The 16,103-nt window shown below is 73.2% G+C and carries 13 protein-coding genes; 4 read left to right on the forward strand and 9 right to left on the reverse strand.

Features of this window, described 5'->3' with window-relative positions; all coding sequences use genetic code 11:
• Nucleotides 1-17: 17 nt before the first annotated feature.
• Nucleotides 18-695 (reverse strand): response regulator transcription factor, encoded by a 678-nt coding sequence (locus AB0M97_RS08390; protein WP_365959959.1) that lies wholly within the window; start codon nucleotides 693-695, stop codon nucleotides 18-20.
• Between the two features lie 508 nt (nucleotides 696-1,203).
• Between AB0M97_RS08390 and AB0M97_RS08395 the strand changes: the two genes are divergently transcribed.
• The gene (locus tag AB0M97_RS08395) at nucleotides 1,204-2,700 is read left to right on the forward strand and encodes an oligopeptide:H+ symporter (protein ID WP_365959960.1); all 1,497 of its coding nucleotides are present in this window, start codon (nucleotides 1,204-1,206) and stop codon (nucleotides 2,698-2,700) included.
• Between the two features lie 325 nt (nucleotides 2,701-3,025).
• Here AB0M97_RS08395 and AB0M97_RS08400 read toward each other — a convergent pair whose 3' ends face one another.
• Nucleotides 3,026-3,643: an ATP-binding protein gene (locus tag AB0M97_RS08400; protein ID WP_365959961.1), complete on the reverse strand. Its 618-nt coding sequence runs from the start codon at nucleotides 3,641-3,643 to the stop codon at nucleotides 3,026-3,028.
• Nucleotides 3,644-3,885: 242 nt separating this feature from the next.
• Nucleotides 3,886-4,263 carry an STAS domain-containing protein gene (locus AB0M97_RS08405; protein ID WP_365959962.1) on the reverse strand — a complete coding sequence of 126 codons (378 nt, stop codon included), beginning with the start codon at nucleotides 4,261-4,263 and terminating at the stop codon, nucleotides 3,886-3,888.
• Nucleotides 4,264-4,503: 240 nt separating this feature from the next.
• Here AB0M97_RS08405 and AB0M97_RS08410 point away from each other — a divergent pair, with 240 nt between their 5' ends.
• Nucleotides 4,504-5,430 carry an RNA polymerase sigma factor SigF gene (locus AB0M97_RS08410; protein ID WP_365959963.1) on the forward strand — a complete coding sequence of 309 codons (927 nt, stop codon included), beginning with the start codon at nucleotides 4,504-4,506 and terminating at the stop codon, nucleotides 5,428-5,430.
• 88 nt (nucleotides 5,431-5,518) lie between these two features.
• Here AB0M97_RS08410 and hutI read toward each other — a convergent pair whose 3' ends face one another.
• From hutI to hutU, 4 genes are all read right to left on the reverse strand, one after another.
• Entirely contained in the window at nucleotides 5,519-6,691 is a 1,173-nt protein-coding gene (gene hutI / locus AB0M97_RS08415; RefSeq protein ID WP_365959964.1) for an imidazolonepropionase, read from the reverse strand.
• Nucleotides 6,692-6,759: 68 nt separating this feature from the next.
• On the reverse strand, nucleotides 6,760-8,139 hold the full coding sequence (locus AB0M97_RS08420) for a formimidoylglutamate deiminase (RefSeq protein ID WP_365959965.1): 1,380 nt from the start codon (nucleotides 8,137-8,139) through the stop codon (nucleotides 6,760-6,762).
• Nucleotides 8,136-9,338, reverse strand: a complete 1,203-nt coding sequence (locus AB0M97_RS08425) for an allantoate amidohydrolase (protein ID WP_365959966.1) — start codon at nucleotides 9,336-9,338, stop codon at nucleotides 8,136-8,138. The genes AB0M97_RS08420 and AB0M97_RS08425 overlap by 4 nt, the downstream gene beginning before the upstream one ends.
• A gap of 341 nt (nucleotides 9,339-9,679) precedes the next feature.
• Nucleotides 9,680-11,398 carry a urocanate hydratase gene (gene hutU / locus AB0M97_RS08430; RefSeq protein WP_365959967.1) on the reverse strand — a complete coding sequence of 573 codons (1,719 nt, stop codon included), beginning with the start codon at nucleotides 11,396-11,398 and terminating at the stop codon, nucleotides 9,680-9,682.
• Nucleotides 11,399-11,534: 136 nt separating this feature from the next.
• On the opposite strand from hutU, the gene AB0M97_RS08435 reads away from it, so the two are divergent.
• Entirely contained in the window at nucleotides 11,535-12,953 is a 1,419-nt protein-coding gene (locus tag AB0M97_RS08435) for a diaminopimelate decarboxylase (protein WP_365959968.1), read from the forward strand.
• A 564-nt stretch (nucleotides 12,954-13,517) separates the two neighbouring features.
• On the opposite strand, the gene AB0M97_RS08440 is transcribed toward AB0M97_RS08435, so the two are convergent.
• The gene (locus AB0M97_RS08440; RefSeq protein WP_365959969.1) at nucleotides 13,518-14,099 is read right to left on the reverse strand and encodes a hypothetical protein; all 582 of its coding nucleotides are present in this window, start codon (nucleotides 14,097-14,099) and stop codon (nucleotides 13,518-13,520) included.
• Nucleotides 14,100-14,238: 139 nt separating this feature from the next.
• A complete protein-coding gene (locus AB0M97_RS08445) occupies nucleotides 14,239-15,081 on the reverse strand; it encodes a MurR/RpiR family transcriptional regulator (RefSeq protein WP_365959970.1) in 843 nt (280 codons plus the stop codon).
• A 191-nt stretch (nucleotides 15,082-15,272) separates the two neighbouring features.
• On the opposite strand from AB0M97_RS08445, the gene AB0M97_RS08450 reads away from it, so the two are divergent.
• Nucleotides 15,273-15,704 carry a hypothetical protein gene (locus tag AB0M97_RS08450; RefSeq protein WP_365960140.1) on the forward strand — a complete coding sequence of 144 codons (432 nt, stop codon included), beginning with the start codon at nucleotides 15,273-15,275 and terminating at the stop codon, nucleotides 15,702-15,704.
• The last annotated feature ends 399 nt before the right edge of the window (nucleotides 15,705-16,103 follow it).

Consider the following 16,103-nt stretch of genomic DNA (forward strand, 5'->3'; position numbering starts at 1 on the left):
GTCGGTTCTTCTCTTCGTCAGTTCTTCTCGAAGCGGAAGCCCACGCCGCGCACGGTCGCGATGTAGCGGGGGTTCGCCGCGTCGTCGCCGAGCTTCTTGCGCAGCCAGGAGATGTGCATGTCGAGGGTCTTGGTGGAGGACCACCAGGTGGTGTCCCAGACCTCGCGCATCAGCTGGTCCCGTGTGACGACCCGTCCGGCGTCGCGCACCAGCACCCGCAGCAGGTCGAACTCCTTGGCGGTGAGCTGGAGCTCCTCCTCGCCCATCCAGGCGCGGTGCGACTCGACGTCGATGCGCACGCCGTGCGTGGCGGGCGGCTGCTGGGGCTCGGCGGCGCCGCGCCGCAGCAGGGCGCGGACCCGGGCGAGCAGTTCGGCGAGCCGGAACGGCTTGGTGACGTAGTCGTCGGCGCCCGCGTCCAGGCCGACCACGGTGTCGACCTCGTCGGCGCGCGCGGTGAGGATGAGGATCGGCACGCCGTGGCCGTCGGCGCGCAGCCGGCGGGCGACCTCCAGACCGTCCATGCCCGGCAGGCCGAGGTCCAGCACGACCAGGTCGACGCCGCCCTGCAGCCCGGCGTCGAGGGCGGCGGGTCCGTCCTCGCGGACCTCGACCTCGTACCCTTCGCGGCGCAGTGCGCGGGCCAGCGGCTCCGAGATGGACGCGTCGTCCTCGGCGAGCAGTACACGGGTCATGAAGTGATGGTAGTCCCGTGACGACAAGAGCCGGGGTGTGATGGCCGAGCCCGCTTCTTACCCCCGGCTCACCCTGCTCTTACCTCCGGGGGCCGGTGACCGGTCCTGCGACTGTGGGATGCGATCCTGACAAGGACCTTGGAAAAGGCGGCTGCGGTTCCTTCGAAACCTGTGATCCGCGTCTCAAAGCGTTCATACCCATCGATGTCATGACGTATGGTGAATGAACGCCTGTAGCACCGTGCGACCTTCGGCGATCCTTTTCCCGCTGAAGGTCACTTTTGTGCCCGGGCTGGTCCGCCAGCCCTGAAGCGAACGACCTGTGGCCGGGCCTCGCAGCGCATCGACGCGCGCAGAGGCGTGGATCCCGGCGGGCGCCGCCCACCGCTCCGTGATCCGGGGCGGACTCCCCCCGGGCGTGGGGCGGACGGTCCTCCGCCGGTGCCGGCCGTCCCCCACCGGGCGCGCATCGCCTCCGGGAGCGCGTCCCGACCAGCAAGGATCGACCATGGCGTCCAGCCTGACGAAGGACTCGAACACCCCGGGCACCCCCGGCTCCGAGAAGACCTTCTTCGGCCACCCCCGCGGACTGGCCACTCTCTTCATGACCGAGATGTGGGAGCGCTTCTCCTACTACGGCATGAGGGCCCTGCTCCCGCTGTACCTCGTCGCACCGGGCGGCCTGCACCTCGACGCCGCCCCGGCGACGGCGATCTACTCGGTGTACGTGTCGCTGGTCTACCTGCTGGCGATGCCCGGCGGCTGGTTCGGCGACCGGGTCTGGGGCCCGCGCAAGACCGTCGCCGTCGCCGGCGCGGTCATCATGCTGGGCCACCTGACGCTGGCGCTGCCCGCCTCCGGCACCTTCTACGCGGGCCTCGGCCTGGTCGCCATCGGCTCCGGCCTGCTGAAGGCCAACATCTCCACGATGGTCGGCCACCTCTACGACGGCCCGGACGACCCGCGCCGCGACGGCGGCTTCACCGTCTTCTACATGGGCATCAACCTCGGTGCCTTCGCCGCGCCGCTGATCATCGGCACCGTCGGTGAGAGCGTCGACTGGCACCTGGGCTTCGCGCTGGCCGCGCTCGGCATGGCGCTCGGCCTCGTGCAGTTCCTGCTCGGCAGCCGCCACCTGGCCGACCGCTCCGGCGTCGTTCCGAAGCCGCTGTCGGCCGCCGAGAAGACGTCCACCCTGCGCAAGGCCGCGATCTGGGCCGCCATCGCCGCCGTCTTCTACGCGATCGTCGGCTTCTCCGGCACCTACACGCTGAACTGGATCCTGGTCCCGCTGACCCTGCTCGGCGTGATCATCCCCGTGATGGTGCTGGTCAACATCAAGCGCGACCGGGAACTCGACCGCGCCGAGCAGTCGAAGATGTCGGCGTACATCTGGTTCTTCGTCGCCGCGGCCGTCTTCTGGATGATCTACGACCAGGGCGGCTCGACGCTGTCGATCTTCGCCGAATCCTCCGCCGACAACAGCGTCCTCGGCTGGGAGTTCCCGGTCTCCTGGTACCAGTCGGTCAACCCGGTCCTGATCATGGCGCTGGCTCCGGTCTTCGCCTGGTTCTGGTTGGCGCTGAACCGGCGCGGCAAGGAGCCGAGCACGATCGTGAAGTTCGCCTCGGGCCTGGTCCTGGTCGGCGCGTCGTTCTTCCTGTTCCTGGCGCCGCTGTCCATCGCGGGCGGCGGTCACAAGGCGGCGGCGCTGTGGCTGGTGGCGATCTACTTCACGCAGACCGTCGGTGAGCTGCTGCTCTCCCCGGTCGGCCTGTCGGTCACCACGAAGATGGCGCCCGCGAAGTACGCCTCGCAGATGATGGGCGTCTGGTTCCTGGCCGTCACCGCCGGTGACGCCACGACCGGCCTGCTCTCCATCGCCGGCGTCGACCTGAACAGGACGGGCGTCGTCGCCCTGGAGGCCACGCTCGCCGTGGTCGCGGGTGCCGCGGTGTGGATGTACCGCAACAAGGTCAAGGAGCTCATGGGCGACGTCCACTGAGGCGCTCCGCGCGTGGGACACGAAGAGGGGCCGCCGCACTCACCGTGCGGCGGCCCCTCTTCGTGTCCTGGCCGACGTCTCGCAGTCGGCGGCCGCCGTGGGCGGTTCGCGGTCTGCGGTCGCCCCGCCGGTTCGTGGTCGGCGTTTCGGCGCCCGCGGTTCGGCCTCGCCGTTGCCGCCCGGGGTCGGCGTTCGCGGTTCACGTCTTCGTTCCCCCGCGCGTGGCTCGCCGCCGTATCTCCGCGCGCCGTCACCGTGTCACCAGCCGTCGCGCGCTACGCCGTATCGCCGGCCGCGGCGCGCCGTACGGCTCCCCCGCCTGCCGTTACGCCGGAGCGCCCAGTTCCGCCCATACCGTCTTGCCCGCGACGCCGGGGGTCCGTACGACGCCCCAGTCCAGGCACAGCCGCTGGACGATGAACATGCCGTGGCCGCCGGGGCGGCCGGCGCGGTGCGGGGTGCGGGGTGCGGGCTGGCCGGTGCCGCGGTCGGAGATCTCCAGGCGGATCACCTTGTTGTCGCAGGCGAGCCGCAGCTGATCCGGGCCCTCGGCGTGCAGGCAGGCGTTGGTGACCAGCTCGGAGACGACCAGCAGGACGTCCTCCGCCGCGGCCCGCTGGTCGGCGGTCGCGGCCGGGAGCCAGCCCCAGGCGTACAGCGCCTCGCGGGTGAAGTCGCGGGCCAGCGGCACCACCCCGCTCTGGCCCTCGAAGCTGAGCCTGCGGACCTGTCGCCGCCCTCCCGGCGCGACGGACGGCACGGCGGCGACCGGGCCGCCGTCGGAGCCGCCGGTCGCGGGCACACCGCCCTGGCCCCCCAAAGCCGCCGCCGACGGGCCCCGCTCGGGCGCCCCGGTCGCCGGTACGCCCACGTCGGACGCCCCGGCAGCGCCGCTGGGCTCCGGACCGCGGTCGCCCGGCGGGTAAGGCCGGGTGGTGCTCATCAGCGCTTCACCTCACCGATTCACCAGTTCACGATTCACAACGTCTCCGCAACTCCGGTCACGCGGCCCCTGGGGCATGTCACCCCGCGCCGTCCCCACCGCCGCGGCGGCCGACCGTTCCAGGTTGTCTCCTGCCCTGCCCTCCCGGCAGAACACCCCTGTCTTCGGCACGAATGACGTGACAGGAGCGGCGCGCCGGTCACACGGTGACGAGCGAGGCATCGACGACCCGGCCCGCCGGCTCAGCCGGCTCCGTCGGCCAGGGCGTCCTTCAGGGAGTCGTGAACGGTGAAGACCGCATCGGCTCCCGTGATTTCGAACACCCGGGCCACCACCGGTTGCATCCCCGCGAGGTGCACCCCGCCGCCCTCGGACTCCGCCTTCAGCCTCGCGCCGAGCAGCACATTGAGGCCCGTGGAGTCGCAGAACTCCAGGCGCGAGCAGTCGATGACCAGCCTTGTGAAGCCCTTGGCGAGGCAGGCCTCGAGTGGCTCGCGCAACACATCGGCGGTGTGGTGATCCAACTCACCCGCCGGGGTCACGACGGCACTGGGGCCCTCTTCCCGCACCTCTACCAAGAGCCGGCCCGACTGTGCGCTGCCGACCGTCCCGCGGTCCATGCCGTCTCTCTCTCCCGACGTCGTCGCTGCTTGCTGACGACCTCGAACACTACGCCCTCCCGCAGGACTTCAACAGCCGAACATTCCCATGAAATCGGTCATACCGGGATAGAACGCACTTGCGAGTGCCGTGCAAAAGCGGATAGGGCTAGTACGGACACGTACCCGAACACGGCCGGCTTTGGAGGCGCCGCACACCGTAGTGCACGCACTGGCTTCGGCAGCCATATGCCGAGAACGATGGAGGACACCATGTCACCCCGGCTCGACGGATCGCCTCCCCACAAAGCGACGTCGGCATCCACTCCGGAACATCCGGATCACCTCGAGCGCGACGCCGTCGGCGCCCCCGCGGACGAGGTCCTCGCCGGTCTTCCGGAGATCCCCCCGTACGACGAGGTCGCACCGGACGACGCGCGAGCCCTGTCCAAGACCCTCTTCGAGCGCCTGGAGTCGCTGGAGGAAGGCACGCACGAGTACGCGTACGTGCGCAACACGCTCGTCGAACTCAACCTCGCACTCGTCAAGTTCGCCGCCTCCCGGTTCCGCTCCCGCAGCGAGCCGATGGAGGACATCGTCCAGGTCGGCACCATCGGCCTGATCAAGGCGATCGACCGCTTCGAACTCAGCCGCGGTGTCGAGTTCCCCACTTTCGCGATGCCCACCATCATCGGCGAAATCAAGCGTTTCTTCCGCGACACCTCGTGGTCCGTGCGCGTGCCGCGCCGTCTGCAGGAGCTCCGGCTCGACCTGGCCAAGGCCGGTGACGAGCTGGCCCAGCAGCTGGACCGCGCCCCGACGGTGGCCGAACTGGCCGAGCGTCTCGGCATCTCCAACGACGAGGTCGTCGAGGGCATGGCGGCGTCCAACGCCTACACCGCCAGCTCCCTGGACGCGCAGCCGGAGGAGGACGACGCCGAGGGCGCCCTCGCCGACCGGATCGGCTACGAGGACCACGGACTCGAGGGCATCGAGTACGTCGAGTCGCTGAAGCCGCTGATCGCCGAGCTGCCGCCCCGGGACCGGAAGATCCTCTCCCTGCGGTTCGTCGCGGGCATGACCCAGTCGGAGATCGGCGACGAACTCGGCATCTCCCAGATGCACGTCTCGCGGCTGCTGTCCCGGACCCTGGTGCGGCTGCGCAAGGGGCTGACCGTCGAGGAGTGACACCCCGCCCGCGGTGGGCGCCCAGACTTCAGGAACAACCCGGCCCGAGGTGGGCCGGGTTGTTCCCTTTGTCTCGGTTCGCGGGTCCTCAGACGGCTCGGACGCCACCCCGCCACACCTGGGTCACCAGCGGCACGCCCGGCCGGTAGGCCAGGTGGACGTGGCTGGGGGCGTCGAGGACGGTCAGGTCGGCGCGGGCGCCCGGCGACAGGCGGCCCACGTCCGTGCGGCGCAGGGCCGCGGCGCCGCCCGCCGTCGCGGACCACACCGCCTCGTCGGGCGTCATCCCCATGTCCCGCACGCCGAGCGCGATGCAGAACGGCACGGACGACGTGAACGACGAGCCGGGGTTGCAGTCCGTGGACAGCGCGACCGTGACACCCGCGTCGAGGAGCCGGCGGGCGTCGGGCCACTCGGCGCGGGTGGAGAACTCGGCGCCGGGCAGCAGCGTCGCCACGGTGTTGCCACTGGCCAGCGCGTCCACGTCGGCGTCGGTGAGGTGGGTGCAGTGGTCGGCGCTGGCCGCGTCCAGTTCGACGGCGAGCCGGACGCCGGGGCCGTACGACAGCTGGTTGGCGTGGATGCGCGGGTGCAGGCCCTTCGCCCTGCCCGCGGTGAGGATCGCGCGGGCCTGGTCGCCGTCGAAGGCGCCCTTCTCGCAGAACACGTCGATCCAGCGGGCGTACGGCGCGCAGGCGTCGAGCATCTCGCCGGTGACGAGGTCGACGTAGGCGGCGGGGTCGTCGGCGTGGTCCGGGGAGACGATGTGGGCGCCGAGGAAGGTGACCTCGTCGGTGTGGGCGGAGGCGATGCGCAGGGCGCGGGCCTCGTCCTCGACCGTCAGGCCGTAGCCGGACTTCGTCTCGAAGGTGGTCGTGCCCTGGCGCAGGGCCTCTCCGAGGTAACGGGTGAGGTTCGCCTCCAGCTCCGCGTCGGTGGCGGCGCGGGTGGCGGCGACGGTGGTGCGGATGCCGCCCGCGCTGTAGGGGCGGCCGGACATGCGGGCGTGGAACTCGGCGGTGCGGTCGCCCGCGAAGACCAGGTGCGAGTGGGAGTCCACGAAGCCCGGGAGCACCGCACGGCCGCCGGCGTCGACCCGGTTGTCAGTGGCGGGTGCTTTGCTTGATTCACCGGTCCACGCGACCCGGTCGCCGTCGAGGACGACGGCCGCGTCGTGGAGCAGTCCGAGGGGGGAGTTGTCACCGAGGGAGGGGTCGTTGGTGACCAGCGTGGCGATGTTCGTGATGACGGTGCTGCTCATGGCGTCCTCGTGGGTGGCGGTGCGGGGGGCGTCGGGGGCCGCCGCGGCCGGGCGCGCGGCGGCCGTGGTCAGGCGCGCAGGGCCTCGACGGCCCGCGCCAGGGCCTCGGGCACATCGGGTACGAGGGTGTGGGTCCCGTCGCGCACGACGTGCCGTCCGCCGACGACCGTGTGCCGTACGTCGGCCGCCGTCGCGGCGAATACGGCCGTCTCGGCACCGAGCCGGGGTGGCGGCCCGGCCGTTCTGACCGAGTCGAGCGCGATCGTCGTGAGGTCGGCGAGCGCGCCGGGTTCGACGGTGCCCGCGTCGTGCCAGCCGAGCGCGGTGTGGCCGTCGGCGGTGGCGGCCCGCAGCAGGGCGGCGGCGGTCCAGTGGCCGCGGGTGCGGGTGCGCAGCCGCTCGTTCAGTTCCATCGCGCGGGCCTCTTCGAGCAGGTCGACCACGGCGTGACTGTCGGAGCCGAGCGACAGCGGCGAGCCGGCCTTCTGGAGGGCGGCGGCGGGGCCGATGCCGTCGGCGAGGTCCCGTTCGGTGGTGGGGCACATGCAGGTGCCGGTCCCGCTGCCGCCGATCAGGGCGATGTCCTCGTCGGTGAGGTGCGTGTTGTGGACGCCGGTGGTGCGCGCGCCGAGCACCCCGTGGTCGGCGAGGAGCCGGCTGGGGGTGCGGCCGTGGGCCGCCCGGCAGGCGTCGTTCTCGGCGGTCTGCTCGGACAGGTGCACGTGCAGCGGGGCCCGCCGCTCCTCGGCCCACCGCGCCACGGTCGCCAGCTGGCCGGCGGGCACGGCCCGGACGGAGTGGATCGCCGCGCCGATCCTCGCGTGATCTTGTTCCTTGAGAAGTGAACAGCGTTCTGCCCAGGCGTCCGCCGTGCCGTCGGAGAAGCGGAGTTGGTGGGTCTGGGGCGGCTCGCCGAAGCCGGAGGACAGATAACAGGTGTCGAGGAGGGTGATGCGGATGCCGGCCTCGGCGGCGGCCGCGACGAGCGCCTCGCCCATGGCGTTCGGGTCGGCGTAGGGAGTGCCGCCGGGGGCGTGGTGGACGTAGTGGAACTCGCCGACGGCGGTGATGCCGGCCAGCGCCATCTCGGCGTACGCGGCGCGGGCCAGCGCGTGGTAGGTGTCCGGGGTCAGCCGGTCCGCGACGGCGTACATGACCTCGCGCCAGGTCCAGAAGGTCCCGGAGCCGACCTGGACGGTGCCGCGCAGGGCGCGGTGGAAGGCGTGGCTGTGGGCGTTGGCGAGGCCGGGGAGGGTGAGGCCGCGCAGGATCTCGGCACCGGGCGGCGGGGCCGGGGTGCCGGTGCGGACGGCGGCGATGCGGCCGTCCGCCACCTCCAGGACGACACCAGGCTCGATGGCGGTCTCCCCGGCCCGGGCGGTGCCGGTGGCTTCGGGGAGGGTGCCGAGCCAGGCGTGTTCGAGCCAGTAGGTCGTCGGGGATGTCACCGGCAGGCCAGCCCTTCCAGTACGTCGGCGAGTGCGAGCACCCCGGCCACGCAGTCGTCCTCGGCGGCGGACTCGGCCGGAGAGTGGGAGACGCCCGTGGGGTTGCGCACGAACAGCATGGCGGTCGGGACGCGCCCGGACAGGATCCCGGCGTCGTGTCCCGCGCCCGTGCCGAGGACGGGCACCTTGAGGTCGGTGTCCGTGCCGAGGATGCGGGCGAGTTCGTCCCGCAGGGCGTGGTCGAACTCCACGACCGGCGTGAAGGACTCCCGGACGACGTCGAGGTCGACACCGTGCGCGGCGGCGTAGGCGCGGGCGGCCCTCTCGACGCCGTCGACCACCCTGTCGAGGCCGGCCTGGTCGGCGGCGCGGGAGTCGAGCCAGCCGCGCACCAGGGACGGGATCGCGTTGACGCCGTTCGGCTCCACGGCGATCTTCCCGAAGGTGGCGACGGCACCGGCGAGTGAGGCCTCCCGCCGTGCGGCGAGCACGGTCTCGGCGTACGGCAGCATGGGGTCGCGCCGGTCGGCGAGGCGGGTGGTGCCGGCGTGGTTGGCCTCGCCGCGGAAGTCGAACCGCCACCGCCCGTGCGGCCAGATGGCGCCGGCGACGCCGACCGGGTCACCGGTCAGGTCGAGGGCACGGCCCTGCTCGACGTGGAGCTCCACGAAGGCGCCGATGCGGTCCAGCCGCTCCGGGTCGGGGCCGACGGCGTCGGGGTCGAATCCGGCGGCCTCCATGGCGCGCGGCAGCGTGATCCCGTCGCCGTCGGTCAGCCGGCGGGCCTGCTCGGGGGTGAGCTGTCCGGCGGTGAGCCGGGACCCGACGCAGGCGAGGCCGAAGCGGGCGCCCTCCTCGTCACCGAAGTTGACGATGCCGAGGGGTCGGGTGAGCCGCGCGTTCCTGCCGCGCAGTTCGTCGAGGGCGGCGAAGGCGGACACGACTCCGAGGGGCCCGTCGAAGGCGCCGCCGTCGGGCACGGAGTCCAGGTGCGACCCCGTGACGACGGCGTTCCCGTCGGCGGGGTCGCCGGCCCAGGCCCACTGGTTGCCGTTGCGGTCGACCTCGTAGGACAGCCCCCGGCTCCGGGCCTGCTGCTCGAACCAGGCCCGGCAGTCGGCGTCGGCCCCGGTCCAGGCGAAGCGCCGGTAACCCCCGGATTCGGGGTGCCGTCCGAGGGGCAGCAGCTCGCGCCACATCTCGAGGAAGGAGGCGCCGCGGGCGGGCTGCGGGGCGGCGTTCCGCGGGGCGGGAGGGGTGGGGACGGCCGACGTCGCGGATGCCGGCGGGCCCGCGGGTTGCGCCGAGCCCGCGGACGGCGGCGAGTCCGCGGACTGCGCCGAACCCGCAGACGGTGCCGAACGCTCAGACGGCGCCGAGCCCGCAGACGGCACCGGACCCTCAGAGGGCGGCGAACCCGCAGACGGCGCCGCGCCCTCGGACAGCGCCGCGCCCTCGGACGGCACCGGCCCCCCGGACGGCGGCGAGCCCGTAGACGGTGGCGTTGAGTCCTCGGCCCGCACCGAAGAGTTGCCGCGCCTCACGCCGGGTCGCCTTCCCGCATCGGCACCCGCACGCCCCGCTCCCGGGCGACCTCGTCCGCGATGTCGTACCCGGCGTCCACGTGCCGGATGACACCCGTCCCGGGGTCGTTCGTCAGCACGCGGCGGATTTTCTCCCCCGCCAGCGCCGTGCCGTCGGCCACCGTGACCTGCCCGGCGTGGAGGGAGCGCCCCATGCCGACGCCGCCGCCGTGGTGCAGGGACACCCAGGACGCCCCGGACGCCACGTTCACCATGGCGTTCAGCAGCGGCCAGTCCGCGATCGCGTCGGACCCGTCGAGCATGGCCTCCGTCTCGCGGTACGGGGAGGCGACGGAGCCGCAGTCGAGGTGGTCGCGGCCGATGACGACCGGCGCCTTCAGCGTGCCGTCGGCGACCATCTCGTTGAACCGCTCGCCGGCCTTGTCGCGCTCGCCGTAGCCGAGCCAGCAGATGCGGGCGGGCAGCCCCTGGAAGTGGACGCGTTCACCGGCCATCGTGATCCAGCGGGCCAGCGACTCGTTCTCCGGGAAGAGGTCGAGGATCGCCCTGTCCGTCCTGGCGATGTCGGCGGGATCGCCGGACAGGGCGGCCCAGCGGAACGGGCCCTTGCCCTCGCAGAACAGCGGGCGGATGTAGGCGGGGACGAAGCCGGGGAAGGCGAACGCGCGTTCGTACCCGGCGAGTTGGGCCTCGCCGCGGATGGAGTTGCCGTAGTCGAAGACCTCGGCACCGGCGTCCATGAAGCCGACCATGGCCTCGACGTGCCGGGCCATGGACTCGCGGGCACGGGTGGTGAAGCCGGCCGGGTCCTTCGCCGCGAAGGAGGCCATGTCGTCGAAGTCGACGCCGGTCGGCAGGTAGGACAGCGGGTCGTGCGCGGAGGTCTGGTCGGTGACGATGTCGATGGGGGCGCCCATGGCGAGCAGCTGCGGGACGAGTTCGGCGGCGTTGCCGAGGACGCCGATGGACAGCGGCCTGCGCTGGTCGCGGGCCTCGACGGCGAGCCGGAGCGCGTGGTCGGGCGAGTCGGCCTTCACGTCGAGGTAGCGGTGCTCGATGCGGCGGTCGATGGCGCGCGGGTCGCAGTCGACGCAGATCGCGACGCCGTCGTTCATGGTGACGGCGAGGGGCTGGGCACCGCCCATGCCGCCGAGGCCGGCGGTGAGGGTGATGGTCCCGGCGAGCGTGCCGCCGAACCTCTTCGCGGCGACGGCGGCGAACGTCTCGTAGGTGCCCTGGAGGATGCCCTGGGTGCCGATGTAGATCCAGGAGCCGGCGGTCATCTGCCCGTACATGGTCAGGCCGAGGGCCTCCAGGCGGCGGAACTCCTCCCAGGTGGCCCAGTCGCCGACGAGGTTGGAGTTGGCGATGAGCACGCGCGGGGCCCACTCGTGGGTCTGCATGACGCCGACGGGGCGGCCGGACTGGACGAGCATCGTCTCGTCCTGCTTGAGGGTGCGCAGCGTGCGGACCATGGCGTCGAAGGAGCGCCAGTCGCGGGCGGCCTTGCCGGTGCCGCCGTAGACGACGAGTTTGTCGGGGTGCTCGGCGACCTCGGGGTCGAGGTTGTTCTGCAGCATCCGGAGGGCGGCCTCCTGCTGCCATCCCAGGGCGCTCAGTTCCGTACCGCGCGGTGCTCGTACACCACCAGGGGGCGGCCCGGAGGGCCTCGTTCGAGGCTGGTGGTGGGAGACGGGCGGGCGGGGTCCTGACATGGCTGCCTCCCGGCGGGCGGTGGGTGCGGTGGCCGCACTCTGTGGCTATGGTTATTCACATCCTGACTCCATGAATAGAGCTAGTCAATACGGCCGTGCGCCAGCGGCGGCGCGCCGCGGGTGTTTGGCTGGGGGTATGCGGTCGGGCAGCGGCAGGACGGGGGGCGGCGTGGCGGACGGGAACAGCAGGCGGTCCGGTACGGGGCACACGGGTCCAGCGGCGCGGCGGGACGAGGCGGTGCGGGCCGCCGTGGAGCAGGGACTGCTCGGGCCGGACCGCCCCCTCGTGGGGCTCCTCGACGTGACCGGGATACGGGAGTCGGCGGCCGGGCTGCGGGCGGCGTTCGAGGCGGTGACGGCGCCGGGCACGCCCGTGCTGCACGCGTTCGCGGTGAAGGCGACCCCGCTGGTGGCGGTGGTGCGGCTGCTGCGCGAGGAGGGCCTGGGCGCGGAGGTGGCGAGCCCCGGCGAACTGGCGCTGGCGAGGGCCGCGGGGCTGCCGCCGGGCCGCACGGTCCTCGACTCACCCGCCAAGACGCCGGCCGAGCTGCGGGAGGCGCTGGCGCTCGGCATCGCCGTCAACGTCGACAACCCGCAGGAGCTGGACCGGGTGGACGCCCTCATGAGGTCGGCGGCCAGCCGCTCCCCCATCGGTGTCCGGGTGAATCCGCAGCTCGGCGCGGGGTCCATCGAGGCGTTGTCGACGGCGACGGCGACTTCGAAATTGGGGGTGGCGCTGCGGGACGACGGCGCCCGCGAGTGGGTCGTGCGGGCGTGTCTGGACCGGCCGTGGCTGACCCGGCTGCACGCGCACACCGGCTCCCAGGGCATCCCGCTGTCGCTGATGGCGCAGGGCGTGGCGGAGACGTACGCGCTCGCGGAGGAGATCAACCGGCGCGCGGGCGATCGGCGCATCGACACGATCGACATCGGCGGCGGGCTGCCGGTGAACTTCACCTCCGACGAGACGACACCGACGTACGGGCAGTACGCGCGGCTGCTGCGGGAGGTGGTGCCGGGGCTGCTCGACGGGCGGTACGGGCTGGTCACCGAGTTCGGCCGGTCGCTGCTGGCCAAGCACGGGACGGTGGTGGCGCGGGTCGAGTACGCCAAGACCGCGGGCGGCCGTCCGGTGGCGGTGACGCACGCGGGCGTGCAGGTCGCCACGCGGACGGTGTACGCGCCGGGGGCCTGGCCGCTGCGCATCACCGCGTACGACGGCAAGGGGCGGCCCAAAACCGGGCCGGACGTGGTGCAGGACGTGGCAGGTCCGGCCTGTTTCGCGGGTGACCTGCTCGCGGCCGGTCGTGCGCTGCCGCTGCTGGAGCAGGGGGACTACGCGGCGGCGCTGGACACGGGCGCGTACTGCTTCGCGCACCACTACGCGTACAACTCCCTGGCCCGGCCCGGCGTTTACGGCTTCGCCCCGGACGGCGCCGGGGGCGTCGCGTTCGCCACGGTGCGGGAGCCGCAGACGGTGGAGGAAATCGTGAGGGAGTCGGGCGGGGCCCATGCGGCGGCGCTCACGTCCCTGCCGGGGGGTGCCGCCGACTGACACGGCCCGGCCTGGCGACGGCCCACCACCGGCTGACGCGGCCCGTCCGGCGACGCCCGCCGACGACAGACGCGGCCGGTCCGGTGCCCGCCCGCGGACAGAACAGCCACGAGGCCCCGACCAGCACCGCCGACTGACACGGCCCGGCCCCGCGACAGCCCGCCACCGACTGACACGGCCGGCCCGGCGGCGCCCGCCGACGACAGACGCGGCCGGTCCGGCGACGCCCGCCGACGGAAGAACAGCCACGAGGCCCCGACCAACACCGCCGACTGACACGACCCGGCCCCGCGACGGCCCACCACCGACTGACACGGCTGGCCCGGCGACGCCCGCCGACGACAGACGCGGCCGGTCCGGCGACGGACTGCCACTGCCCGAAACGGCCGGTCCGACGGCAGCCTGCCACCGGCAGACGAACAACGAGCCCCCTGCCCCGGCCCGCCGACTGAGCGGCCGACCCCGGCGCCGCCCGCCACCAACCGGCCGCCGCCCACCGCCCGCGGAAGAACAACGAGGCCCCGGGCAGTGTCCCGAGGCCTCGGTCCGGGTTTCAGGTCCCGGCTAGACCAGAGCCGGAGTGCGGCGGCGGGCTCCCCCGGGTGCCGCGTCGCCCGCCGCGATGCCCGTGCCGCGGTAGCCCTTGACGGCCTTCCCGGCCGGACGGCCACCCGCCACGAGCCAGTCGACCCGCACCCACAGCAGCACCTCGTCGGCCCGCTCCAGCCGGCCGAACCACGCGGCCTTCAGCCACAGCCCGGCGCCCGTCCCGGCCAGCAGCATGCCGCCCGCGGCGGGCACGGCGAACGCGCTGCCCACCGCCGCCAGGAAGGCCAGCAGCAGCCACCAGCGGTGTCCGCGGCGCCAGTTGCGGGTGGTCACCGCCCGGTCCTGGAGCACGTCGTGCTTGCCCGCGCGGGCCGCCGCGCCGGCCCGCGCCCGGTACCGGCCGCGCCGCGCGTACGCCACGACGGCCGCCGCGACCAGGAACAGCGCGGTCCCGGCCAGTACCCCGATCCGGCGTCCGGTCAGCCCCGGCACCGACAGTCCGATGCCCGCCGCCAGTACGCCCAGCCACCACAGCGGCGCCGCCCCGGCCCGTAGAACGACGGCCACCCGAGCCAGCCCCTGTCCTCCGCGCGCCACGTCAGCCTCCCGTCTCACGTCTGTCGAAGTCCGCGCAAGTCGAAGTGTCCGAAGGATGTAACGGAGTTTTAGGACACGCACGCTAGCGGGGCAAGGTGAGACGAGTATGAGAATCCGGGGCCGGTCGGAAGCGCGCGGCTCACTCCACGAACAGTCCCCGGGCCGCCGCCCGCGCGTCGAACTCCTCCAGCCGTGCCTGCGCGTCCGGCAGGTCGTCGCACATGGCCTCCAGCAGCACCCGGCCCAGCAGCATCGGGCCGCAGGCCGTGTCGAAGGCCAGCGCGGTGCCGACGGCGGCGGGCAGCAGCAGGTCGGACACCTTGGCGACCGGCGCGAAGGCCGAGTCGGCGACGGTGACCACGGTCAGGCCCGCCTCCTTGGCGTGGCCGAGGGTGTCGACGACCTCGCGGGGGTGCCGGGGCAGCGCGAAGCAGAGCAGCGCCGTGGCGCCGGCCCGGACCGCGGCGTCGATGCGGTCCTGCACCATCGAGCCACCCTCACCCAGCAGCCGTACGTCCGGATGGACCTTGGCGGCGAAGTACGCGAAGCCGTACGCCTGCGCCGCCGCCGCGCGCAGCCCGAGGACGGGCAGCGGCCGGGAGGCGGCCAGCAGCCGTCCCGCCCTGCGCACCGGCCGCGGGTCGGCCAGCGCGTCCGCCAGGTGCCTGAGGTTCTCGATCTCGGCCTCGACGGCCTGCTGGAACTCGTTGCAGGAGCCCGCTTCCGCCGTCTGCTCGGGGGGTGCGACCTCGCGCAGGTGGCGGCGCAGGGCCGGGTAGCCGTCGAAGCCGAGGGCGACGGCGAAGCGGGTGACGGACGGCTGGCTGACCCCGGCGAGCTCGGCGAGCTCCACGCTGGACAGGAACGGCACGTCGGCGGCGCGGCGCACCATGCTGTGCGCGATGCGCCGCTGGGTCGGCGTCAGCCGGTGCCCCTCGAAGAGCGCCTGCAGTCGCGCGGCAGGGCTGTCGGTCCCGCTCATGACGTGTGCTCCCCCTCCAGGTGTCCGGTTACCGGCCCGAGCCCGGACAGTACCGGGTGGCTCCATTCTCTTCAGACTCCGGGAGCCTGCATGTCCATATGCAACGACGGGCGCGGGCCCCCGCTCCGACAGGGGGGTTAGCCCCAGTGCGGCGGCCGGTCCCGCTGCCTACCGTGATGAGCATGACCGGAATGGACGCGCGGGACACCGACCTGAAGAAGGAACTCGACGCCACCCTGCAGGCCCGCAGGGAACTGGGCGAGGAGTACGACTCGGCGCTGGTCGAATCGTTCCTGGAGAAGGTCGACCAGCGCATCGACGGCGCCGTGGAGCGCCGCGTGCGCCGGCAGTTCGCCGAGCAGCAGATGGTGGTGGCCCGGGACTCGCGGTCACCGAAGGCCACCGACTCCTGGGGGGAGCGGTTCGGCTTCGGGATCGTCTCGCTGGTCCTCGCCGTCCCGCTGTCCGCGATCGGCGGCGGCGTCGCGGAACTGCCCGGCCTGCTGGTCGCCTGGGCGGGCATCGTCGGGGTGAACGTGGTGCAGGCGGCCCGGCTGAATCCGGGCCTGTTCGGCCTCGGCCGCCGCCGCGGACAGACCGGGGACGACGGGTGGCAGGACTGAGGCCCCACAACCGTCCCCCCACCACGGGGGCCCGCCACCGAACGACCGGTTCCCCGAACCACCGAGGCCCGCCACGGAACTTGTTATGACCGACAAGCTTCGCGGACTTCGCGGAAGTGGTACGAGCGTGTCACGTCCGCGCAGCACCCGCTTAACACGCGTCCGGCACATTGGTGGATGTCGGCAGGGCAGTGGAAGTGCCTCCCGGGCGTCCGCGCCGGGGAGAGGTTCCCCGCCCGGCCGGTGCCGAACGGCGCCAAGGACCTCCGGAGCGGCTCCCGGACCTCCATGGACGCCACGGACGCGCAAGCCCGGCCCCTACCCGGCCCGGCCCGCGTCCCTCGCGGGGACCGCCGTCGTCCCGCCCCCCGGCAACGGGGGTGCGGCGGTCCCCGCGCA

It is taken from the genome of Streptomyces sp. NPDC051207, from assembly GCF_040682395.1.
GTDB lineage: Bacteria > Actinomycetota > Actinomycetes > Streptomycetales > Streptomycetaceae > Streptomyces.